The following is a 24,516-nucleotide window of genomic DNA, read 5'->3' as shown; positions in this document are numbered from 1 at the left end:
TGATTTTAGCGAGTGGTGTAGCCACCATTTGCAAAAATTGTCTGACCTGTAATCCACCAACCATCGGTCACCAAAAAGCGAACTAGAGATTCGATATCTTCAATTTTGGTAAGCCCACCTAAAGCTGAAGCTGATTTGTGGTAAGCCACTGCCTCGGCAGATTCTTGTCCATAAAAGAATGGTGTATCCATTGGGCCAGGTGCAACAGCAGTCACAGAAATCTGGCGATCACCAAACTCTTTGGATGCAGCGCGAGTGTAATGCTCAACAGGTGCTTTTAAGCCTTCATAGGTTGAATACAGCCCAGTGTAAGCTGCAAGAAGAGATGTAACGATTGAACAGATCTTTCCGCCGTCATTTAAATGACGACCCGCCGATTGAATAAAGAAATAGGCAATTTTTGAGTTGATATCGCTCATGCTATCAAACTCTTGTTCTGTGGTGTCTAAAAACGATTTCTTTAAAACCTTCCCAACTGTATTAATAGCAATATCAATTCCACCAAAATGTTGTTTAGTGTCTAAGAAGAGCTTTTCAATATTATCAATATCCTTTAGATCTGCCTGAATTAAAACAGCGTCTACACCGAATGCTGTTACATCTGAGAGTGTCTGTTCTGCATCTGCTTGAGTTTCAACGCTATTGTAGTGAATTGCAATTTTTGCACCTTGTTCTGCAAATTTACGGCTAATAAGTCCACCTAAGTTTTTTGCACCGCCTGTAATCAGTACAACTTTATCTTTAAGAGTATGAATTGCCATGATGATTGTTCCTATGATGACTTGTTTTAATGTGTTTTTAGTCTAGATTGGCGGTAATTTTTGATCAATTATGCTAGTTTGGTTTAACTATTCAGGAAATACGAACAATTAAATGGATCGGTTGCAGCAATTTTTTATTTTTACAGAAGTCGCTAAACGGCAAAGCTTTAGTGAAGTGGCAAATCAGCTTGATTTACCTCGCTCGACAGTGACGAGTGCAATTCAGCAACTGGAAACTCACTATGGTGTTCGGTTATTTCATCGAACTACGCGCAAAGTAAGCCTCACTCAAGATGGACAAAGAATATTGCCCGAATGTCAAAACCTATTATTTGACTATGAGCAGCTTGAACAACTCATACAAATGCAAAAGCAGCATTACCGTGGCACGCTAAAAATTTCAATGCCCAGCCGAGTTGTGCATCAAGTGATTATTCCTGAACTTCCCGATTTTTATAGTCGTTATCCAGATATCCATTTACAACTGAATAGCTCAGATGACATCACTGACTTGATCGAGAAGGGAATCGATTGTGTTGTTCGGGTGGGGCAGCTAGAGAATAGTAGCTTGATCGCGAAGTTCGTTGGCAATTTGATTATGGTGAACTGTGCAAGTCCTCATTATTTGGAACAGTACGGTGTTCCTGAACAATTAGAAGATCTATCTCAGCACAAACTCATTAACTATGCGGGCGCTGTAGGAGAAAAGCAGGGTATATTTTTATATCAAAATGGAACAGTGATGATTGATAGTGCTTTAAGTGTAAATAATACAGAAGCCTATGTTGCAGCGGCTTGTGCTGGCTTAGGGATTATTCAACTTCCATACTACGATGTTCAGGATAAAATAGAGCAAGGAACCTTGGTTGAAGTGCTAAGTGCACATACTGCTCAATCTTTGCCACTCAATATTTTATATCCGAACCGAAGCTATATTCCTAAACGTTTAGAAATCTTTATGAATTGGGTTAAAGATATTTTATATAAGAAATGCATCGTCATCTTTTAGTCATGAAACTAAAATAAGATAACAATAAAAAAAGCCTCTCGCAGTGAGAGGCTTTTTAGAATTTGGTGGGTCGTCCGCGATTCGAACGCGGGACCAACGGATTAAAAGTCCGCTGCTCTACCAGCTGAGCTAACGACCCAAATAGGTCAAAACAGATAAGTGGTGGGTCGTCCGCGACTCGAACGCGGGACCAACGGATTAAAAGTCCGCTGCTCTACCAACTGAGCTAACGACCCGTATCGTTTTGATGTCGCGTATTTTAGCAAGTTATTCAACTAACACAAGAGGTAAATCAAAAACATTTGCATGATTGCCTATAAAAAGCACGATTTCCTCTTGTTTAGCTAAAAAATGAACTAAAAACGGTATTTATATGCCTGAATGTTGTCAAAAATTTCAGTTGTGACGTCACAATAACTGTTCGCACCAGGTAATAAAGCGAGTAAACGTTCAGAAGTTTTGCTTGGATTAAACGAGTCTTCCTTCAATTTATTCTTTTGATATTTAAAAGTACCAGTTGTTTCAACTTTAGCTTGCACACGTAAAAACACGGGTACGGCATAAGCAGGTAGGCATTTTTTAAATATAGTGACCATTTCGGTTAAATCAGACTCATTTAACTCAGCACCATCAGCAAGTGTGATTGCTGCCATACCAGCACGACCATTGGTATTTGGGATTTCTACCCCATAGACCACTGCTTCAGCGATTTTGTCATACTCACAAACCATGTTCTCAACTTCAGTAGTAGATACATTTTCGCCTTTCCAGCGGAAGGTATCACCTAAGCGGTCAACAAACTGGGCATGACGGAAACCAATATTACGAACAAGGTCACCTGTGTTGAAATATGAATCACCTTTTTTAAAGACATCTTTCATAATCACAGATTTATTCTTTTCTGGGTCTGTATAGCCGTCAAAAGGGGAGCGACTGGTAATTTTACCGACCAGCAAACCAATTTCACCTGCTTTAACTTTTTTACACCAGCCCTTTTTATCGCGGACAGGTTCATTTTTCTCTTTATCAAACTCAATAATGGCATATGGCGTAGGAGAGAAACCTACGGTGTTGTCAAAGTTAAAAATATTACTAAACCCGACATTGCCTTCACTTGAGGCATAAAGCTCAAGAACTTCTTGCACACCAAAACGTTGTTTGAACTTATCCCAGATGTTTGGACGCATGCCGTTACCGATCATTTTGGTTACGCGGTGGGCACGGTCAATTTCTGTTGTAGGGGCATCCATTAAATAGCGGCAAAGCTCTCCTACATAGCCAATTGCAGAGGCATTGAATTTCTGAACATCTTTCCAGAACGCACTGGTTGAATATTTACGTCGAATTGCAAGGGTCGAACTTCCAGCAATCACACCACACCAGCAAACTACTACACCAGTTGCATGGTAAAGCGGTAAAGTTACATACATCACATCATCTGGGCCAAGGTTTAAAATGTGACCATAGGTGCCATATGCGAGCGTCCAGCGACTGTGTTTGAAAATAACAGCCTTCGGTAAGCCTGTAGTGCCAGAGGTATAAATATAAAACAGGCCATCATTCCCATGAACAGACTGCGTAGTCGATGGGTTAAATTTTGGAAATTGATCAATTTCTATTGCAAGATTGGCATAACCTTGAGGTGCTGTTCCCGCATCTTGACGTGTAGCCTGATCTGCGAACCAATGGAAACGGTCTTTGGGAACATTGAGGTCCTGACGAATTTCATCAATGACTGCTCGAACTTCTTCACCTGCAATTACGGCAATTGGTTTTACAAGATTGATACTATGAGCGAGGACCTTACCTACTTGAGAGGTATTAACAAGCGCAATAGTTACCCCAATTTTAGCTAAGCCTACAATCGTAGCGATAAGCTCAGAACGGTTCTCAACCATTACGGCGATTACGTCACCTTTACGTGCGCCGAGAGAGAGATAGTAATGAGAAATCTGGTTAGCCCATTCGTTTAAAACTTCATATGAGTAACTTTGATCTTCAAATAATAATGCAATACCTTGCGGATTTCGCTTAACAGCTTTTTCAAAAGCCACACCTAATCCTGTTGGTGTATTTGCTGTTCTTAAGTAAGCCTGTTTAAGACCATTCAGGATATGGGGTACCTTGGGGATGAAGCTAGGAAGTCTTGTTGCAACATCACCAAGCGTAATGATATCGGTCTGTGTTGTCTGGCTCATATCAATCCTATTTATTTTTCGATCAATCCAAAAAAGGTTGCGTTGGCAAAAGTACAGTATTTTTCATGGTTCACCATGCTTTTAAAACTTTTCTTCTAGTGCAATCAACCTAATTGTTTAAAAATAACAAAAAAAACCTAGTCATCGAAATGACTAGGTTTGTTTAAATTAGCTGCAATTGAGCAAATGATTTACTCAGCTACAGGATTTGCTTTCTTTGGTGGACGACCACGAGGACGGCGAGGAGGGCGATTTGGTTTGTCCAGATCTGCCTTAGAATCATCTGATTCAACCTCTGAAGTAGCTTCTGCTGGTGCTACTGCTTGTTCTGTAGCTGCTTTTGCTCTTGTCGATGCTTTCGGTTGTTTCACAACAGGAGCTTCAACTACAGTTGTTTCACTTTGCGCTACTTCAGCAACCTGATCAAGCTCAAGCGGTTGTTGTTTTGACTCAACAGGTGCTTGTGTTTCAGCAACCGGAGCAACCACAGCTTCTTCAACAGCTGGAGCTACAGGAGCAGCCTCTTCTGGTGCAGAGTGTTGTTGTTTAACTTGCTCAAAAGCTTGTTCAGCAGCAAGTTTTGCTAAACGACGACGCTCACGTGGATCATTAGCAACACGTGGTGTTTGCTCTTTTTGTGGCGTCAATGCAAGTACAGGCGCAGGCTCTACTTCTTGTGACGGTTTGTTGCTTGGAAGCTCTGCATCACGAGTAACAGGCTTCTTGTCTTCAGCATCAGACACGACTTCAGTTGCTAGAGTACTTGTGTACTGATCTGCAAACTTCTGCAATGCACGATTGAATGTTGGAACTAAACCAAACTGTTCAATCAATACTGTGCAATCTTCACCATAAACATGACGAATCAAGCTACCAATCGTATATTGCGCCAAAGTTGGAATTTGCGATGGGGCAATAGAAGGTACCGCAGCTTTAGCACGTTTTGCGTTGCGTTGTTCACGGCGACGCATACGAGGGTCATTACTCGCACGTTGGATTTGCGGTTGAGTTTTGTTGTCTGCAGGAGGAGTCGTAGTTGCTTCTACTTCAGCAGTTACGGTCTCTTCTACAACAGCAACAGGTGCTGGAGCTGACTCTTGAGCGACTTCAACAACAGGTGCTGTTTCAGTACGTTCAACATGTTGCTCAGGAGTTAAAGCAATAATCTCGCTTTGTGCCTGATCAACATTGATCACTAAGGCTGTATTCATGACTTCATGCTTTGGAGCATCAATCAAATTAACCTTAATTTGTTTCTCATCAACAACTGCTGGTGCCGCCGGCGCATTTTGATTTTCATTCAATACGCTTGGATCGCGGTGGCGATTTGGACGGTTCGGACGTTGTTGGTTATTACGGTCACGACGCGGCACAGCATTTTCAGTTTGTTGTCCATCATTTTGATGTTGTGGATGTGACTGATCAGGGTGCTGACGTTTTTGTTGACGTTTTAACTCACGTTGTTCTTGACGTGATAACTGTACAACTTCTTCATGAACCTGTTGTGGCTGTTGCTGCTGCAGTTGTTGTGGTTCTTGAGCATGATGATGTTGTTCACGTTGCTCTTTGTGCTTACGTTTTTTGTTGTTTGGACGTTGTTGTACTTTATCGTCTTTTTCAACATTTTCACGAACGTCCTGTTTAGCCGGAGATTGTGAAATGTAAGCATTATTAGATGGTGCTGGAACAGTTTCAGCAACTGGCGGTACTACAACTTGTCCAAACTGGCCACGGCTTACAGCGCCAGTATTAACCATTTGTTCAATTGTCGCAGCAGCATTTTGTGCTGAACGAGATTGGTCAATAGTTTTAGCTTGTTTTTGAACAAAAAGGTTCTCTAACCATGCAAGAGGGCTTGCTGCTTTTTGAGTGCTTGGCTGAGCAGCAGAAGGTTGAGCTGCTTGATTTGCTTTCTTTTGACCAGCTGCGTTATTTGCAGCAGGAGCTGCATGAGCATGGCCATGATCTGCTTCTTCTAAATGCCATTCAGAAGATTCATAACCTAACTCTTTCTCGCTTGAACGAGTTGCTTCAGTACGCTCATAGCTAGATGGTGCAAATCCATCTGGATTGTACTGAATTTCATAGTGAGGTGTTTCTAAGTGCGGGTGAGGTAAAATAGTCACACGAACACTAGAAGTTTGTTCTAAATAAACAAGGCTATGGCGTTTTTCATTAAGTAAGAACGCTGCAATTTCAACAGGAACTTCTACTTGGACTTCACCATGACGTTCACGAAGTGCGATTTCTTCTACTTTACGCATAATTGAAAGCGAAAGTGAACGTAAGTCACGAACCATACCCGTGCCATGACAGCGTGGGCATACATATCCAGTTGCTTCTTCAAGTGATGGACGTAAGCGCTGACGGCTCATTTCCATTAAGCCAAAACGAGAGAGTTGGCCAAACTGGATACGTGCACGGTCGCTTTGCGTTGCTTCACGAAGTTTTGCTTCAACCATGCGTTGGTTGCGTTCTTTAGTCATGTCAATAAAGTCGATCACAACTAAACCACCAATGTCACGAAGACGAAGTTGGCGAGCAATTTCTTCTGCTGCTTCTAAGTTTGTATTAAGCGCAGTTTCTTCAACATCATGTCCACGAGTTGATTTCGCAGAGTTAATGTCGATTGAAACTAAAGCTTCAGTCTGGTCAATTACGATTGAACCACCAGAAGGAAGTTTTACTTCACGCTCGTAAGCAGTTTGAATTTGGCTTTCAATACCAAAATGAGCAAACAATGGCTCATTTAAAGTATAAGTTTTAAGTTTGTCTAATTGACGAGGCATAACTGCTTTAACAAAGTTATAAGCTTCGTTATAGGCTTGTTCACTATCAATTAAAATTTCTGCAACGTCATCACGTAAGTAATCGCGGATAGCACGAGTGACTACACCAGCTTCTTGGTGAACAAGCATTGGAGACGGACCAGAACTTGCTGTGCCTTGGATTTGTGCCCAAAGGTCAAGCAAATGCTGCAAATCTAACTGTAATTCTTCTTGAGTACGGCCAATACCTGCGGTACGCACAATAACACTCATGCCGCGAGGTAAATTTAAAGAAGCTAAAATTTCTTTTAATTCTTCACGTACAGAACCTGAAATTTGACGGCTAATACCACCGCCTTTCGGGTTGTTTGGCATAAGAACCAAATAACGTCCTGCAAGTGAAATGAATGTAGAAAGGGCAGCGCCTTTGTTACCACGTTCTTCTTTTTCAACCTGAACAAGTAATTCAGTACCTTCAGTGATGAGTTCACGAATGTTTGAAGTTTGTCGCGGGTCTGCTTGGAAATAGCTATTCGCAATTTCACGCATAGACAAGAAGCCTTGACGGCCTGCGCCATATTCAACAAACACAGCTTCTAAAGACGGTTCTACGCGGGTTACATGGCCTTTATAGATATTGGATTTTTTCTGTTCTCGGGTACGATTTTCTAAATCAAAATCGTAAAGACGATTACCAGTGATAAGTGCAACGCGGACTTCTTCTGCGTGAGTTGCATTAATCAACATACGTTTCATGGGTGTGACACCTAATAGTGACCCACACAAACATATCGCACAAACTTAAAGGTTCTGAACGAACATCGCACATGACGGATCATTTCCCAGATCTCAAAATATTTGTGGTCTGAGTCATCTGTTACCGGCTACATTTAGCCTTAACTTCGATTCTCGTCTGTGATGTAGGCAATACTGCTTCAACCTTTAAATCGGACTTCCTTAGTGCTTCACTGGCGGGTGAGCGGTGCATTGGTTAATGACTTTCACTGTCATTGAGCGCGAAGTGACTTCTTTTTGGAAGTTTGATACGGAATGTTCATCGTATCGGTGCTTTCGGCAGTTCCAATGCATCAACGCTTTAGCCTGAAGGCAACTTTAAGGAGCGATTTGTCTGATGTGTATCAGTTTACGTTCCATAACCAACTAGAGTTGGTAACATATTTTTTTGAACAAACTGAATTAAACGCAACAGTTTGTCATTTTGCCGATATAATAAGCCTTCGGCGTCGGCATAATTCTTTAGGACCTATCCGAGCTGATGGTGAAAGCATCATTTTGATTGAGGTTTCAATCAGGGAAATTCCCTATTAGATGTTCACTTACGGCGGTATCCGTGCGCTGACTATATCAAACCTTGCAGCATCTGCCTATGGGCTAAGCTTAGATTTCTTGTGAAAAAACTAAGCTAAACGGTCATTTATTAATCAAATTTAGCAAAATTTCAGGTTTAAATATTAGTATGAATTCTACACAGCAATGGCAAAGTGTCACTTGGTTTGAGGTGGATGAACATCAAGCAGGGCAGCGAATTGATAATTTCCTGTTCTCGCGTTTAAAAGGTGTACCTAAAAGTCGTATTTATCGTTTGATTCGTGAAAGTCAGGTTCGAGTAAATAAAAAACGTGTAAAAGCTGAGACTAAACTTGAGATTGGCGACCAGATTCGTGTTGCTCCAATTCGTTACGAACAAAAAGATGAAACAGCCGCTCCTGTCAGTGACAGTGTGGCACAAGGCTTATTAAGCCGTGTGGTGTATGAGGATGAAGGTCTATTAGTTGTTAACAAGCCTTCAGGCATTGCTGTCCATGGTGGTAGTGGTATGGCATATGGTCTGATTGAGGCATTACGTGCAGCGACGGGCAAAAAATATTTAGAACTTATTCATCGTATTGACCGTGATACTTCAGGTCTGGTCATGATTAGTAAAAAACGTAGCACATTAAAACAACTACAAGATATGTTGCGTGAGCACAAAATTCGTAAAACTTATGCTGCGATTGTTAAAGGTCAAGTGAGCTTAGATAAACAGCTGATTGATGCACCTTTATTGCGATATGAGTTGGCAAATGGCGAACGTCGTGTGCGTGTGACTAAAGATGGCAAACCAAGTAAAACTGAATGGGTTGTAGCAGAGCGCTTTAAAAATGCAACATTGATCCATGCATCACCTTTGTCAGGTCGTACTCATCAGATTCGTGTGCACGGTTTAAGCATTGGACACCCGCTGATTGGTGACGATAAATATGGACATACGACTGCGTACACTGGCCCTGAAGCACGCCGTCTATGTTTACATGCGATGCGTTTAGATATTCCGGGTTATCCACCGATTGAAGCACCGTTGCCAGAAGACATGACCCAGTTATTAAAGGCTTTGAGAGTGGCAAAATGAGTCTAAAAACCGAATTAGTTATTTTCGACTGGGATGGGACTTTATATAACTCTGTTGGACAGATTGTTGCTAGCTTGCAACATGCTGCAGAACAACATGAATTGCCTTTAACCGATGAAGCAGCAAAAAGTATTATTGGTTTAGGCTTGCCTGAAGTTATGCAAACCCTATTTCCAGAAGCACCTGAGTTACATGACTCAATTTTAAAAGCATATGGTGATCACTATATTGCTAACTCTACAAATGATGCATGGTTCGATGGTGTTGCTGAGCTTTTACATGATTTAAAAGCGCAAGGTTTAAAACTTGCAGTCGCGACGGGTAAAAACCGTCGTGGGCTAGATCGTGTAATCGCAAAAACACAGAGTACTCATCTTTTTGATGTGACTCGAGCGGCCAATGAAACTCGATCGAAACCAGATCCACTCATGTTGCAAGAGATATTAACAGTCACTGGTGTGAGTGTTGAACGTGCGGTAATGATTGGTGATAGTAGCTATGATCTTGAGATGGCTCAGCGGTTAAACATGCCGCGTATTGGTGTTGGCTATGGCGTGCATTCGGTTGAAGTGCTACAACAGTTCCAGCCTTTAACCATTGCCAAAGATGTTCAAGAGCTTCATCATTTCTTAAAGGGTTATGCTCAGTTACCTGCTGTAGATCTAGTTTAATTTAAAGCAGTACAAGGGGGATATAATTCCCCCTTATTCAAATTTAAAAACAATAAGAAGAGAAAAATGAGTCGTTCTATTCGTCTATTAAATCTTTTACAACAACTTCGCGAAGCGCGTTACCCAATCACCGCACAAGTTCTCGCTGAGCGTCTTGGAATTAGTGTCCGAAGTATCTATCGGGATATCGATAGTTTACGTGAACAAGGGGTAGCCATTGAGGCATCGGCAGGTATAGGTTTTCAGCTGAAAGAAGATATTGTACTGCCACCAATGACACTCAATGAAAATGAAGTCGAAGCTATTTTTTTGGCGTTGTATTGGTTGAAGAGTGTGCCAGATCAAGCGTTACAATCAGCATCTACATCAATATTGGCTAAATTGAATTCTGTTTTGCCTGAACATCGGCAATATTTGTTGCAGCAAACGACTTTAAGAGCATTTAATACATGGCTGCCTGTCGATGAAAATCAAGTCGAACAAGTACGTTTAGCTATTCGCCAGCAAGTCAAAATTTCGATGCATTATCATGATGAACAGCAACGAAGTAGTGTCCGAACCTTGTGGCCTTTTGCCTTGGGATATTTTAACGACAAAATTGTGTTGGCTGCATGGTGTGAACTCAGGCAGGATTTTAGACATTTTAGAATCGACCGTATTCAACAGCTGAGTTTAAGCCAAGAATTATATCCATCATTTAAGCAACAACTATTTCAACAGTGGTGGGCACAAGAATCGCAGACTACTGACAAAAACTGACAAAGAGGTTTTGTAGACTAGGTTCCAAGATAAACAAGGAGCCATAAAAATGAGCCTTAAACTTTATACTAACAAAGAATCACGTGGTGTTGTGATCGACTGGCTTTTAGTCGAATTAGGTGTTGAGTGTGAACGTATTGAAGTCGAATACAAGACTGAAATGAAAACACCAGAATATCTAAAAATTAACCCTTTTGGGAAAGTGCCAGTATTGGTAGATGGTGATGTCGTGATTTATGAGTTAGGTGCAATCTGTGCTTATCTGGCTGATAAATTTTTCGATAAGGGATTAGCTCCTGCACTAGATGATCCTAAACGTGGTTTGTACTATCGCTGGTTATTTGTGATGGCAGGTCCATGGGAAGCTGCTGGTGTTGATAAAGCTCTCGGAATAGATGTGTCGCCTGAGCAAAAAATGTTTGTGGGTTATGGTGATTACAACGATGCTTACAAAGCTTTAGTACTAGGGCTTAGTGAAGCAAATCCGTATGTGTGTGGCGAACAATTTACTGCTGCAGATGTAAGTGTCGGAGCAATGCTGTTATGGCAATTGAAAATGGGTGCGATTGAATCCCATCCTGCCATTACGCGTTATGTTGAAACTATCAAACTACGCGAAGGCTTAAAACAAAGCACTATGGGTTCATTGTTGTAAACCTATGCTGTTCAGAGTCACCCATTTGGGTGACTTTTTTTATTTTTTAAATACAAGTTTTAGTTAGTAATAAAGCCAGCAGCAACGTTAATACAGATCGCTAAAATGGTGGTATTAAACCCAAAAGATAACACTGCGTGAAATAAGTTTAAAAGACGCATATGTTTGGTGGTTATCGAAACATCGGCAGTTTGAGCAGAAGTCCCAATGATATAACTAAAATATAGAAAATCAGGGTAGGTGGGCTGTTTTGTTCCTGGGAAATCTAAACCACCGTTTTCTTCATTTCTAGATAAAGCCATGTAAAAATCATGAGCATAATGTAGAGCAAAAACGGTATGCATAAAAAGCCATGCAGAAACAATGGTGAGTAAAGCTAAAGCGACGTGTCCTAACTTTGCAGAATGCTCAGAAGGAAGCTGTGAGAGCTGTATTAAAATAGCAACTAGGCACATGGTTAGAGCCAATAAAACAATCAGCATAATGACCCATTTGCTTTCGTCTTGTTTTTGGGCTTGCTGCTGCATTTGTGAATGATCAGCACTTTTCATGAGCTGCCAAACATGTAGTAAATATATACTAATGGAAGTATTCCAGCTGACTAATAAAACAGTTGACCATTTCCATGAGGTTAACCATGTCAGAATAGTTGCTGTAATAAATCCCATGAATAAAGCAATAAAGAAATGAGGGCGGTTTAGTACACTACGTCCAAGATGTTGAAATACTGCAACCATTTTCCTAATCTCCTTTTACTAGCTAGAAAATATATTATTTTTTATTAAATGGTTAAAATAATATCCAGTTTTATATGGTTTTTATTCCGAGATTTTAAATTGTATTTAAGAGATATTTTCTTTTGCCGATTAGATAAAATAGAACAAAGTACAGGCTAAACTGTTTATAAAAAGTATAAAGTAAATAAAAAATATTATTTACTCATACCTTTTACAAAGGTGTTCTTATTAATCATAGCTTTAAAATAAAATATAGCTTTCTTGATTAAGTGTGATTTAAGTTTTTATCCAGATGAAATACTTTAGTGAGTTGGTCAATGAATTTTTGGACGCCTAAAGACTGTGAGTTTTTACGGTAATTTACGAATAAATCCAATGTTGGTAACTCGATATCGAGCGGGCGAACTACTGTATTTTTGATTCCTAAAGGTGCAACGTAGGCAGGTAAAATTGTACAACCTAATCCAGAGCCAATAGAGTTAATATTAAATAACATGCTATCTGCTTTTTGGACAATATTCAGGTCAATATTGTGAGTTTTGGCAAAGTCTAAAATAGTGTTATGTAATGTTTGTGACTGCTCGGCAGCAGGGATAATAAAGTCAACACCTTGTAAGGCATGGACAGGAATTCGGTCATACTGAGTAAGTGGATGATTCTTTGGGAGTAAAAAAATCAGAGGTTCAGTCAAAACAAATTGGCTTTGGATCTCATCGGTATCTGTATTTTCTCGAGTAAAGGTAATGTCTAACTCACCTTTTTTTAAGGATTTAAGTTGTTCAGTATTGTTTAGGTTAGATAGTTCAATGATGAGATCGGGGTGCTGTAATCGCAGATTAGGAAGAACGTAAGGGAAAATTTTCATTTCTGCAATGGGGACAAAACCAATACGTAACAGTTGCTGCTTAGCCTTAGAAACCTGTCGTGCCAGAGCAACTGCTTTTTCAGCTTGAGCAAGGGTGAGACGAGCATGTTCTAAAAAGACGACACCTTCTTCGGTTAACTCAACTTTACGTTTAGTGCGATTTAAAAGTCGTACTCCAACATCTTCTTCTAAATCTTTAATCTGTTGGCTAAGGGAGGGTTGTGCTGTAAAAAGTTTAAGAGCGGCTTTACTAAAATTTAATTCTTCAGCAACGGTAATGAAATATCGGAGATGGCGTAGTTCCATAAGACTAATCCAAAAAATGTCTTACTATGATTTGTGTGAAGTATAAAGCATAAAGGGATATAGCGTGAAGGTACTTTAGGTATTTATAAAATAAATGGAATTTTAATTTTCATTAAACATTTAATATATAAATATAAGTTCTAGTAATTCATAAAATATATTAATTATTAGAGATTAAATACATTATTTTTACTTAATCAAAGAAATATTTAAATGTTTTAAATATTAATGTTGGAGATTCTCATATTATGCAAAAATGAAGAAGAGTACATTAATATTATAAAATATAAATTCTGTCAGAATGAATCAGCTGTAAGTGTTACTAAAAATTTTGTTCTAGTAAGCTGTCAAAATATTTTTAGTTAGAAAAGTAAGACCTCCCAAGGCAACATTGAGTAACTCTCTGGCCATTTCACGTGACTAATGATTGTTATGTTATGCAAGTGCTCTTAATAAGAATGGTAATTATCGACGCATAAACCCAACACATCTATGTATTTTTTATGGCAATCTAATTCAACTTATGTTGGCTACGACTACAATAAAAGGGATATTTATATGATAAATAAGTGTAAGTGCCATAGCTTAATTTGTTTTAATTGTTAAGATAGAAACCTGAACACATCCATTCTGCCGATGCTAAAACATAGAAAAGCCCATGAAAGACAAGCCGACATTAACATATCAATTGCCGACTCAGTCCTGTTGGACGCATACATGGATAAAACCTCCTTTTTATCATCCCGAGTCAGGGCGTGAATCTGATACACGTTTTTATAACCAACAGCCTAAATCGCCGGCTAGAGGCTCAAAAGAGCTATTACGTTGGTTAGTTACGCGTGAGTCTTTTACATGGAACGTTGATATTCAAAATGAATACGATACCCGTGTAAATACAGCTGTGGCATTGCCCCAAAATCGTCCTCAGGCGGATTTAGATGATTGGCAAGTTTGGTTTGTTGGGCATGCAACGGTATTGATTCAGATCGGGCCTTATAACTTTATTACCGATCCTGTATGGTGTGATTATGCAAGCCCTTCACAGGGTCGTGGACCTCGCCGTGTGTGTCCAGCAGGTTTTGCATTAGAACAATTGCCGACGATTCATGGTGTTCTACTCAGCCATAATCATTATGATCACATGGATTTGGCTACGCTTGAGTGGCTGCATAAGAAATTTGCAATGCCGATTTACACTGGACTCGGGAATGGCTTTTATTTACCCAAAGAGTTTCATGTGATCGAGATGGATTGGTGGCAAGAAATTCCATATCACGAATTAAGAATAATCTATACACCTGCACAGCATGGCTCCGGTCGCGGTCTACGCGACCAGAATAAAGCGCTCTGGGGCGGCTTTTCGGTTGTAGCTAAAACAGGCCATTGTTTTTTTGCTGGTGATACGGGTTATGCGGGGCATTTTAAGCAAATCCATACGCGTTATGGCGCACCACGTGTTGCATTGCTTCCAATCGGAGCTTATGAACCTCGCAAGTTAATGAGTTATGTTCATATGAACCCTCAAGATGCTGTGCATGCGCATTTAGATTTACAAGCTCATCGTTCTCTTGCGATTCATTATCGAACTTTCCAGTTGACCGACGAAGACCGAGAAGATCCTGAACATGCATTGGGACAGGCGATTAAAGCTTCATCGAAACTTGCGAATCCTTTTTATTGCATTCGAGAAGGACATAAATTGACTGTGTAAAAGTACATCACTTTATATTTAAGAAAAAAAGCCAGTTCAATTTGAACTGGCTTTTATGATTTTGACTTAAATTAAGCTAAGTCAAAACGATCTAGGTTCATGACTTTAGTCCATGCCGCTACAAAGTCTTGAACAAATTTTTCTTTACCATCTGCTTGAGCATAAACCTCTACTAGTGCACGCAATATTGAGTTTGAACCGAACACTAAATCATTGCGTGTTGCAGTAAATTTTACGGTGCCTGTTTTGCGGTCTTTGCCTTCAAATACTTCGCTTGTTGAATCAACAGGTGCCCATACAGTAGACATGTCGAGTAAGTTCGTAAAGAAGTCTGTGCTGAGGACACCAACCTGCTGAGAGAATACGCCGTGTTGCGAACCATCCCAGTTAGTTCCCAGTACGCGTAGACCACCAATCAATGCGGTTAACTCAGGTGCAGTCAAAGTCAGTTGTTGTGCTTTATCAATTAATAATGCTTCAGTTGCTGCGCTGACTCCGTCTTTTTTCCAGTTTCTAAAACCATCAGCAAGGCCGAGGAGCAATTGGAACGATTCGACATCAGTTTGACTTTGTAATGCATCAACACGACCAGAGGCAAATGGAACGCTAATGTTGAAACCTGCCGCTTGAGCAGCTTGCTCTACACCAATGTTACCTGCTAGCACAATTAGATCAGCTAATGACAGTTGAGTTGAGGCTTTAATTTCTTCAATTTTACTTAAAGTCGTAACTGCTTTTTGGTTTACCTCCCAATCACGTTGTGGAGATAAAGCAATACGTGCGCCGTTTGCTCCACCACGCTTGTCTCCACCACGGAAAGTTGACGCTGAAGCCCAACCCAGAGAAACCAACTCGCCAGCCGATAGCCCTAGCGCAACAATTTTTGCTTTTGCATCAGCAATGCTGGTAGCTGATGGTACAACACTAGCAACAGGTAATGGATCTTGCCAAATTAAATCTTCAGCTGGAACTTCAGGACCTAAATAACGTGCTTTTGGACCCATATCGCGGTGAGTTAATTTGAACCATGCACGGGCAAAAGCATTGGCAAAGGCTTGTGGGTCGTTATGGAAGCGACGAGAGATTTTTTCAAACTCAGGATCAAAACGTAAGGTCAAATCTGTAGTAAGCATTGTTGGTTTACGTTTAATTGATGGATCGAATGGATCTGGGATGATCGCCTCGGCATCGGCTGCTACCCATTGAATTGCACCAGCAGGTGAACGTTCTTGTACCCACTCGTATTTGAATAAGTTTTCAAAGAAGTAATTGCTCCATTGTGTTGGCGTTTGTGACCAAATGACTTCTAAGCCAGAAGTGATTGCGTCTTTACCAACACCTGTACCAAAGCTATTTGACCAACCCAAGCCCATCTGTTCAATTGGCCCGCCTTCAGGATCAGCCTGAACATGGTCAGCAGAGGCAGCACCGTGGGTTTTACCTAAAGTATGACCACCTGCAATCAATGCAACAATTTCTTCGTCATCCATTGCCATGTTGCCAAAAGTCGCACGAATAAACGGTGCAGCCGATTTTGGATCACCACTGGCTTGTGGGCCTTCAGGATTTACATAAATTAGACCCATTTCGGTTGCAGCGAGATTGCTGCCTTCCAATGCTTCAGAGTTTCGGTGAGCTAACCATTCTTTTTCATCGCCCCAGTTTACATCGTTGTCTGGTTCCCACACATCTTCACGACCTGCACCAAAACCAAAGGTACGGAAGCCAGAAGACTCAAGCGCAATATTACCGGCAAGAATAAATAAATCTGCCCACGATATTTTTTGACCATATTTTTGTTTAACGGGCCACAGCAGGCGGCGTGCTTTATCTAAGCTCGCATTGTCAGGCCAACTATTTAATGGTGCAAAACGTTGCTGACCGCGACCAGCACCACCACGACCATCGCCCATACGATATGTGCCGGCAGCATGCCATGCTAAACGAATAAATAAGCCTGTATAATTTCCCCAATCGGCTGGCCACCAATCTTGAGAATCGGTTAATACATTTTTGATATCAGCTTTGAGTGTGTAGTAGTCGAGTTTTTGAAATTCTTGACGATAATTAAAATCTTTACCGAGTGGATTAGAACGTTCTGAATGTTGATTCAGCAAGTCAACGCGTAGTTGTTTTGGCCACCAATGTAAACTAGGCGTACCACCACCGATCGTTACTTGCGGTTTTGTATGACCTGAAAAAGGGCATTTTGATTCGTCTGACATGGTTATATTCTCTCTGGGTAATAATTATTGAGCTCTTGATAAAGTAGTAGGGCTCATTTTCCTGGACTTCTGGTTTAAAAACTCATGTTTATCAAATAAAGAAATGGGTGAGCAAATGATGAGAGAAACCGTTTAAAAATTCTTTTCACTCAGATGTCGCCTCATTATTTTTTATTTAATAATGCATCAGATTCCTTTAATTGTTATTCCTCCAATTTACTGTATGAAGGTTAAAAAACAAGAGGAAAAATAAGATGAAACTTGTAAATAACGATGCATAGAATTACCTCTTCAATTGCTGGAACAACTTAAGATCTTTTAATAACGCTCTTTAACTATAGTAGAAGTAGAAGTTTTATTTTTCAAATGGATTAAATTATCAGTATTAATTTAAAAAACCGATTAAGGTTTGGTTTAAAAAAGTAAGGTATATGTAAGAGTGAAAAGAAATTTATATTTAGTTTTATTAAGGTATTTGAAAGAAAAAGGAGAGCATTGCTCTCCTTTTTTTAAATATTAAACATTTACGATTCGATTTGATTTGACCATGTCGGCTAGGCCGTGAGTTTTAAAATAATACTCAAGCCAGCTTTTCACAATGAGCGGATTATTCATTTTCATAACATCATCAAGTAATTTTTGTGCGTCTGTCATAGGTACATGACAAATTGCTTTTCGTACTCGCAAAATGTTACTCGAACTCATCGAAAGCGTATTAAAGCCCATCGCCATGAGTAAAATTGCCGATAATGGATCACCGGCCATTTCACCACAAATACTGATTGGTTTTTTGTGATCATGGCATTCTTTAACCAGGCGAGTTAAAGCACGTAAAATAGAAGGGTGGAAATGCGAGTAAACGTTTGCCACATGTGGATTATTACGATCAACCGCAAGTAAATATTGGGTTAAGTCGTTTGAACCTACAGAGAAGAAATCGACGAGTTCAGCAAACTCATCAATTTGTAGCAATACGCTTGGCACCTCAACCATAATTCCAATTTTAGGCTTGGTAATTTTAACTTGCTCTTCTTCTTGCACCGCAATCCAGTCACGCTCAAGTAAATAAAGTACTTCTTCGACTTCACTTACTGTAGTCACCATTGGCAATAAAATATGCAAATTATTTAAACCAATACTGGCTTTAAGCATGGCGCGAATTTGAGATGAAAAAATCTCTGGATGATCGAGTGTGAAACGAATACCACGCCATCCTAATGCCGAGTTTTCTTCTTCAATACTGAAGTAAGGCAAGTCTTTATCGGCACCAATATCCAGAGTCCGCATTACCACAGGTTTATTGGCGAAGTGGCTTAACTGTTGACGATAGATTGCACGTTGTTCTTCTTCACCAGGGAAACGTTCCCGTAACATGAATGGAATTTCACTTCGATATAGACCAACACCTTGCGCGCCACGTTGTACTCCGCGGACGACATCAATCATGAGGCCCGTGTTCACATAAAGCTGAACAGACACCCCATCTGGCGTAATTGCTTCTTTGGTCTCGTATTGTTTGAGATCTTTTGCGATTTGTTCATCTTCTTTTTGAATTTCTTTATAACGTTGGCGTAAACGACGTGGAGGATTGACAAAAACGCGGCCTTGATAAGCATCCACAATCATTTCTGCATCATCAAGTGTATTAACAGGCAGTTCGGTTACACCAACTACGGTTGGAATACCTAATGCACGGGCCACAATCACCATATGTGAGTTGGCTGCACCTTCTGAAGTTACAATTGCTGCAATATTGTCTACCGGCAGCTCTACGAGTGCCGCAGTACTGATTTCTTCACCAATTAAAATACTGTCTGGGCTCAGCTCACGGTGGCTAGAGTCTTCTTCTTGCAAAAAGGCTAAAATACGTCGGCCTAAATCTTTAAGATCAGAAACTCGCTCACGAAGATAGTCATCTTCCATTTGCGCAAATAGGGCCGAGTGCTTTTCTATTACGCGGCGTACTGCACCTTGTGCCCAATGCCCGTCACGAATAAGTTCCTTAATTTCGGCTGGCAATGCATTTTCATCTAGCATTCTTAAGAAAACACTAAATAAAGCGCGTTCTTCAGCCATTAAAGAATCATGCATTTTTTCATCTAAAGAACGAATCTCTAAACGAACTGATGAAATGGCTTGATCTAGAAGTCGAAGTTCATGACTAATATCTTCCGCTTCGCGGTCAGGTACTGAAGCTAAATCGGCAGGTGGATATAAAATAATAGCGCGACCTAAAGCAACACCGCCCGCACCTGAAGCACCTTGAAAGGTTTTATAGGCAGGGCCATTGCTTGGTTTACGAAATACGTCAATATTTCCAACTGCGTGAGCGTGGGCAATAACACCAGAAAGCTGAGCACACAGAGTAACTAAAAATGACTCCGCAGCTTCACTAAAATCTTGAGGAAGTTTGTTTTGTACAACCAAAACACCCATAACCTTACGACGATACATGACAGGTACGCCAAGGAATGAGTTGTAAATTTCTTCACCTGTTTCAGGTAAATACATGAAACGCTCATGTTTTGGTGCATTGTCAAGGTTAACAATTTCTTCACGCTGCCCGACCAGACCGACTAAGCCTTCACCGAGTTGCAGCGAAACATGACCTACAGATTCTGGGTTTAAGCCTTTAGAGGCCATCAATACATAGCGCTGATTGCGTTCATCGAGTAAATAAATAGAGCAAACATCCACTTTCATGGCTTCAGCAACCTGATTGACCATGGTGTCTAATGATTCATGCAAACTGACGGACGCATTAACCTCTTGGACAATGCGCCGTAAAGTGTCGAGTTGCATGTTTGACATGGATGTATACTCCAGTATTTTTTTAGACTATGAATGTATTTATAACAGCACTTTTAATAAAAATCATTTGCTAGATAAATGATTTTTAGGGTAATTGTTGCATCGGCAACTGTGTACACAACTCCACCATGGCTTTGCGATAAACATCACGCTTGAAGTTCACCACTTGTCCAAGGGGATACCAATAGCTAACCCACTGCCATTCATCGAATTCGGGCGGGTCGGAGAGGTTTAACTGAATATTTTTTGCATGCGCAGTTAATTTCAGTAAAAACCATTTTTGTTTCTGTCCGATACATACGGGGTCAGAGTCTGACCGAATGTACCGATGTGGCAAACGATAACGCAGCCATCCTTTGGTTTGCGCAATGATCTGGACATGTTCGGGCAATAAGCCGATTTCTTCTCTCAGTTCTCGAAAAAGTGCCTGTTCAGGAGTTTCTCCAAACTGAATGCCTCCTTGTGGAAATTGCCAAGCATTGTGACCAATGCGCTTTGCCCATAAAACCTGTCCATCATCGTTTGCCAAAATGATCCCGACATTCGGTCGGAAACCTTCTGAATCGATCATTTGGCTACCTAAATATTGTCTATATCGTTGACTTTAATCGCGGGGACAAACACTTTTTTATGTCCAGCTCGAAAAGATCAAAGTAAAATGTTTAAATTGCTACGATCTTAACGAATTTCTATCGACTAGCGGAGATAGATTTACATTTTTTTTCTTAAATTTCAGTTTAAACGAGAATTTTCATGAAACTGGCGTTGTTTGATTTAGACCATACCTTGTTAAATACCGATTCAGACCACTCGTGGGGTGAATTTTTAGTCAATGAAGGTTTGGTTGATCCGGTTCATCATCGTCAGATGAATGATAAATTTTATGAAGATTACAAAGCAGGGCAACTTGACCCATATGCTTATAACGAATTTGTCTTTGGATTTTTAACAAAGCACGACAATAATTACTTAACTGAACTTCACCAGTTGTTTATGCAAAAAGTGATTCGCCCACAAATGCGTCCTAAAGGTTTTGATGCAATCAAAAAACATCAGGACTTAGGACATACGATTGTGGGTATTACGGCAACAAGTGATTTTATTACTGCGCCGATTTTCCGTGAATTTGGAATTACAGAAATTTTGGCAACCAATGCTGAAGTTGCTGATGGAAAATATACGGGTAAAGTTGCTGGTTTGGCATGTTACCAAAAAGGCAAACTTGCACGTCTAGATGGTTGGTTGGAAGGTCGTAGCGTGTCTGAGTCTTGGGCTTATTCAGATTCAATCAACGATCGCTTTTTACTTGAATATGCAACGCATGCGATTGCAGTAAATCCTGATGATCGCCTTGAAAAATTGGCTCAAGAAAATAATTGGGATATTCAGGACTGGTCACTAAGCTCATCATAATTTGAGCCATCGTAAATCTAATAGGATGCCAGTTCAAAATTGGTGGCATCCTTTAGTTAAACTAAAACTATGAAAAGAACAATAATGACTAAAAATAACCGTATTAAAATTAAACGAGGCTATGGTTTTTTTCATGAGTTAATAGATCAGCTACTCACCGTTCTTTTGGGCGAACTATTAATTTATATTATTGCTTTACTGTTTGTGAGTGCATTTGGCGGAATTATTTTCGCTGCTATATGTTTCAGTTGGGGCGTTCTGTTTTTACTACTACCTTTCGCTGTTTTAATTTATATCTTTTTTAAAAAATATAGTCGTTAATTCAATTATTCCTGCATCATTTTAATCAATTCTTGCATAGCTCTAGATTGAGTACGTGCAGGATGCCACACCATGCCTAATTGACGATTCATTTCGACATCTAAATCAAGTTGCTGCATATCTTGGTTTAGCAGAGTTTTTGGTAAAACTGACCAACCTAAACCAATAGACACCAACATGCGAATTGACTCAAGAGGGTTATTACTCATGGTGATTTTTGGTTTCAGTCCTTGCTTTTCAAATTCGGCTAAAGTGATTTGAGCAGTGTAGGTTTGTGCCGCGGGTAATAAGCTTGGATATTCAATTAAATCTTGTAAGGTCAGATGCTCTTTTTGTGCAAGTGGGTGAAATGGAGCAGCAACAAACACTAACGGATCATTCCAGATTGTAATGTAGTTAAGACGCTCATCGCCTGAAGGGGGAAGCGTTAAAAATGCTAACTCTAAATCACCAGCAAGTACTTGTTCATGGGCTTGCTCTGAATCAACAAAATGCACATCTAAAGTGACTTGAGGAAATTGCTGAACAAAATGTTTAAGTGGAGAAGGTAAATGATGTAAACCAATATGGTGACTCGTACCGACTTTTAAACGGCCCTGCACCTGAGTTTGTTCATGGCTAAGCGTATGGTGAATATCACCCAGCTCATTTAACCAGTTTTTAACTTTTGGTAATAATGAATGTGCAGCATGAGTTGCCTGTACACCTCGGCCTGCGGACTCAAATAGTTTTACACCAAAATACTCTTCTAGACTGTGAATTCGTTTGGTAACAGCAGGTTGAGTAATAAATAATTGATCTGCTGCCACAGAGATAGACCCTGTTTCCATAACTTTTACAAAAGCTTCAAAGGCTGCAAGATTCATAATACAACTCAACTTGGAATAGAAAAATCGAGGGGCTAAAGTTGCCGAGCCAAAATCGTATCATGCTTGCAGCAAAACCAGTGAGAAAGTTGTGAATTACCGCACTAATCTTAGCCTAAGCTGTTGTTTCTTCTTCTGCTAAGGCAGATATGCGGCGATCTTTAGCTGCCCATACTTTTTCATGGAAGAAAAAAGCAAATGCTTGTACGGTTGGTTCGAGCATGCTTAGGGTTAAAGCCATCCAGATATTACCTGTTACAAAGTATGCAACTATCATTGCTACGCTAATATGCATAATGTAATAGCTGAAGGTTTTCTTTAATGTGCGTTGATTATTTACAACAAATTTTTGAATATTAGCCATGATCATTCTCTTTAGCCACTTTAGATATTTTTAGTATAGAGATGAGAGTATAAGATTAAAAATTGATTATGCAAATGATAATCATTAACAAAAGCGATTTATTGAATTTGAGGTATCTCAAAGGAATTATAATTTATTCCAAAAAGTTTTCTAATTTATAAAAATGATAAATTAGATTTATGTGAAACTCTGGCTATAATCGAAGAAAGATTAGAATTACCCAGTCCAATGGAGCAAGACGACATGGCAGGCAAAACTTTATATGACAAATTGTGGGATGACCACGTTGTTTCACAGCGTGATGATGGCTCATGTTTACTTTATATTGACCGTCATTTATTGCATGAAGTGACTAGTCCACAAGCATTTGAAGGTTTGCAACTTGCAGGTCGTCAACCATGGCGTTTAAGTGCAAACGTTGCTACACCGGACCATAACGTTCCAACGTCTAAAAAAGAACGTGACCAAGGCATTGCAGGTATTGAAGATGATACGTCTCGTATTCAAGTTCAAACCTTAGATGACAACTGTAAAGCCTTTAATATTGTTGAATTCAGCATTAATGATATCCGTCAGGGGATCGTGCACGTAGTTGGGCCTGAACAGGGCTTAACTTTGCCGGGCATGACTGTTGTATGTGGTGATTCACATACAGCTACTCACGGTGCTTTCGGTTGCTTGGCACATGGTATTGGAACATCTGAAGTTGAACATGTGTTAGCAACACAATGTTTGATCCAGAAAAAATCTAAAAACATGTTAGTGCGTGTAGATGGCGTATTAGGCAAAGGCGTAACACCAAAAGATGTTGTGTTGGCAATCATTGCTAAAATTGGTACTGCTGGTGGTACAGGCTATGCAATCGAGTTCGGTGGTCAAGTTTTCCGTGATATGTCGATTGAAGGACGTATGACGGTATGTAACATGGCGATTGAAGCTGGCGCTCGTGTTGGTATGGTTGCTGTTGATGACAAAACTGTTGACTACGTGAAAGGCCGTAGCTATGCACCAAAAGGTGAGCAATGGGAACAAGCAGTTGTTTACTGGGACACTTTGCATTCAGATGAAGATGCAGTTTTTGATGCAGTCGTTGAATTAAATGGCGCAGAGATCGAGCCACAAGTGTCTTGGGGAACTTCACCTGAAATGGTTATTCCTGTCACAGAAGCTGTACCAACTTTAGAACAAGCAAAAGATGACGTTCAACGTAATGACTGGACGCGTGCTTATCAATATATGGGCTTAAATGCAGGTCAAGCATTAGCTGATATTCAACTTGACCGTGTCTTTATTGGTTCTTGCACTAACTCTCGTATTGAAGATATTCGTGCTGCGGCTGAGGTGGTTAAGGGTCGTAAAGTAGCCTCTAGCATTAAGCAAGCTATGATTGTTCCAGGGTCTGGTTTGGTGAAACAACAGGCAGAAAAAGAAGGCTTGGATAAAATCTTCTTGGAAGCTGGTTTTGAATGGCGTGAACCAGGTTGTTCCATGTGTTTAGCAATGAATGCAGATAAATTACAACCGGGTGAACATTGCGCATCGACGTCTAACCGTAACTTTGAAGGCCGTCAAGGCAATGGTGGTCGCACTCACTTGGTGAGCCCCGCAATGGCGGCAGCGGCTGCAATCGCAGGTCACTTTGTTGATGTTCGTTCATTTTAATTCG

19 protein-coding genes and 2 tRNA genes are annotated in these 24,516 nt (G+C 40.3%); 9 read left to right on the top strand and 12 right to left on the bottom strand.

Going from position 1 to position 24,516, the window contains the following annotated elements; genetic code table 11:
- Positions 1-5: 5 nt before the first annotated feature.
- The gene (locus MMY79_RS17325; protein ID WP_252610535.1) at positions 6-761 is read right to left on the bottom strand and encodes an SDR family oxidoreductase; all 756 of its coding nucleotides are present in this window, start codon (positions 759-761) and stop codon (positions 6-8) included.
- Positions 762-873: 112 nt separating this feature from the next.
- Here MMY79_RS17325 and MMY79_RS17320 point away from each other — a divergent pair, with 112 nt between their 5' ends.
- Complete coding sequence (locus tag MMY79_RS17320; RefSeq protein WP_252610534.1) at positions 874-1,770, top strand: LysR family transcriptional regulator; 897 nt, start codon at positions 874-876, stop codon at positions 1,768-1,770.
- A gap of 63 nt (positions 1,771-1,833) precedes the next feature.
- On the opposite strand, the gene MMY79_RS17315 is transcribed toward MMY79_RS17320, so the two are convergent.
- From MMY79_RS17315 to MMY79_RS17300, 4 genes are all read right to left on the bottom strand, one after another.
- A tRNA-Lys gene (locus tag MMY79_RS17315) sits at positions 1,834-1,909 on the bottom strand.
- A 21-nt stretch (positions 1,910-1,930) separates the two neighbouring features.
- Positions 1,931-2,006: transfer RNA gene (locus tag MMY79_RS17310), tRNA-Lys, on the bottom strand.
- Positions 2,007-2,126: 120 nt separating this feature from the next.
- Positions 2,127-3,968 (bottom strand): long-chain-acyl-CoA synthetase, encoded by a 1,842-nt coding sequence (locus tag MMY79_RS17305; protein WP_252610532.1) that lies wholly within the window; start codon positions 3,966-3,968, stop codon positions 2,127-2,129.
- Positions 3,969-4,159: 191 nt separating this feature from the next.
- The gene (locus tag MMY79_RS17300) at positions 4,160-7,492 is read right to left on the bottom strand and encodes an Rne/Rng family ribonuclease (protein ID WP_252610530.1); all 3,333 of its coding nucleotides are present in this window, start codon (positions 7,490-7,492) and stop codon (positions 4,160-4,162) included.
- Between the two features lie 721 nt (positions 7,493-8,213).
- Here MMY79_RS17300 and MMY79_RS17295 point away from each other — a divergent pair.
- The 4 genes from MMY79_RS17295 (at position 8,214) to MMY79_RS17280 (ending at position 11,231) form a co-directional block, all read left to right on the top strand.
- Complete coding sequence (locus tag MMY79_RS17295; protein WP_252610528.1) at positions 8,214-9,146, top strand: RluA family pseudouridine synthase; 933 nt, start codon at positions 8,214-8,216, stop codon at positions 9,144-9,146.
- On the top strand, positions 9,143-9,817 hold the full coding sequence (locus MMY79_RS17290; protein ID WP_252610526.1) for an HAD-IA family hydrolase: 675 nt from the start codon (positions 9,143-9,145) through the stop codon (positions 9,815-9,817). The genes MMY79_RS17295 and MMY79_RS17290 overlap by 4 nt, the downstream gene beginning before the upstream one ends.
- 66 nt (positions 9,818-9,883) lie before the next feature.
- Positions 9,884-10,576 carry a YafY family protein gene (locus MMY79_RS17285; protein ID WP_252610524.1) on the top strand — a complete coding sequence of 231 codons (693 nt, stop codon included), beginning with the start codon at positions 9,884-9,886 and terminating at the stop codon, positions 10,574-10,576.
- A 49-nt stretch (positions 10,577-10,625) separates the two neighbouring features.
- Positions 10,626-11,231 (top strand): glutathione S-transferase family protein, encoded by a 606-nt coding sequence (locus tag MMY79_RS17280; protein ID WP_252610521.1) that lies wholly within the window; start codon positions 10,626-10,628, stop codon positions 11,229-11,231.
- Positions 11,232-11,290: 59 nt separating this feature from the next.
- Here MMY79_RS17280 and MMY79_RS17275 read toward each other — a convergent pair whose 3' ends face one another.
- Positions 11,291-11,968: a DUF1345 domain-containing protein gene (locus MMY79_RS17275; RefSeq protein WP_252610519.1), complete on the bottom strand. Its 678-nt coding sequence runs from the start codon at positions 11,966-11,968 to the stop codon at positions 11,291-11,293.
- Positions 11,969-12,233: 265 nt separating this feature from the next.
- A complete protein-coding gene (gene hcaR, locus MMY79_RS17270; RefSeq protein WP_252610518.1) occupies positions 12,234-13,139 on the bottom strand; it encodes a DNA-binding transcriptional regulator HcaR in 906 nt (301 codons plus the stop codon).
- 658 nt (positions 13,140-13,797) lie between these two features.
- On the opposite strand from hcaR, the gene MMY79_RS17265 reads away from it, so the two are divergent.
- Positions 13,798-14,850, top strand: coding sequence for an MBL fold metallo-hydrolase (locus MMY79_RS17265; RefSeq protein WP_252610517.1), 1,053 nt, complete (start codon positions 13,798-13,800; stop codon positions 14,848-14,850).
- A gap of 71 nt (positions 14,851-14,921) precedes the next feature.
- Here the strand turns inward: MMY79_RS17265 and katG are convergent, their stop codons facing one another.
- From katG to MMY79_RS17250, 3 genes are all read right to left on the bottom strand, one after another.
- Entirely contained in the window at positions 14,922-17,075 is a 2,154-nt protein-coding gene (gene katG / locus MMY79_RS17260; protein ID WP_252610516.1) for a catalase/peroxidase HPI, read from the bottom strand.
- Between the two features lie 516 nt (positions 17,076-17,591).
- Positions 17,592-19,886, bottom strand: coding sequence for a phosphoenolpyruvate--protein phosphotransferase (gene ptsP / locus MMY79_RS17255; RefSeq protein ID WP_252610515.1), 2,295 nt, complete (start codon positions 19,884-19,886; stop codon positions 17,592-17,594).
- Between the two features lie 85 nt (positions 19,887-19,971).
- Positions 19,972-20,457, bottom strand: coding sequence for an RNA pyrophosphohydrolase (locus MMY79_RS17250; protein WP_004794866.1), 486 nt, complete (start codon positions 20,455-20,457; stop codon positions 19,972-19,974).
- 182 nt (positions 20,458-20,639) lie between these two features.
- Here MMY79_RS17250 and MMY79_RS17245 point away from each other — a divergent pair, with 182 nt between their 5' ends.
- Positions 20,640-21,299: an HAD family hydrolase gene (locus tag MMY79_RS17245; RefSeq protein WP_252610514.1), complete on the top strand. Its 660-nt coding sequence runs from the start codon at positions 20,640-20,642 to the stop codon at positions 21,297-21,299.
- Positions 21,300-21,383: 84 nt separating this feature from the next.
- The gene (locus MMY79_RS17240) at positions 21,384-21,620 is read left to right on the top strand and encodes a hypothetical protein (RefSeq protein WP_252610513.1); all 237 of its coding nucleotides are present in this window, start codon (positions 21,384-21,386) and stop codon (positions 21,618-21,620) included.
- A 5-nt stretch (positions 21,621-21,625) separates the two neighbouring features.
- Here the strand turns inward: MMY79_RS17240 and MMY79_RS17235 are convergent, their stop codons facing one another.
- Positions 21,626-22,486, bottom strand: a complete 861-nt coding sequence (locus tag MMY79_RS17235) for a LysR family transcriptional regulator (protein WP_049837940.1) — start codon at positions 22,484-22,486, stop codon at positions 21,626-21,628.
- Between the two features lie 115 nt (positions 22,487-22,601).
- A complete protein-coding gene (locus MMY79_RS17230) occupies positions 22,602-22,856 on the bottom strand; it encodes a DUF2061 domain-containing protein (RefSeq protein WP_252610512.1) in 255 nt (84 codons plus the stop codon).
- 237 nt (positions 22,857-23,093) lie between these two features.
- Between MMY79_RS17230 and leuC the strand changes: the two genes are divergently transcribed.
- Entirely contained in the window at positions 23,094-24,512 is a 1,419-nt protein-coding gene (leuC, locus tag MMY79_RS17225) for a 3-isopropylmalate dehydratase large subunit (protein ID WP_252610511.1), read from the top strand.
- Positions 24,513-24,516 lie beyond the last annotated feature (4 nt).

The sequence above is a fragment of the Acinetobacter sp. XS-4 genome (genome assembly GCF_023920705.1).
GTDB lineage: Bacteria > Pseudomonadota > Gammaproteobacteria > Pseudomonadales > Moraxellaceae > Acinetobacter.
The sequence above is the reverse complement of the archived record's forward strand: the minus strand, read 5'-3'. Positions and strand labels throughout refer to the sequence as shown.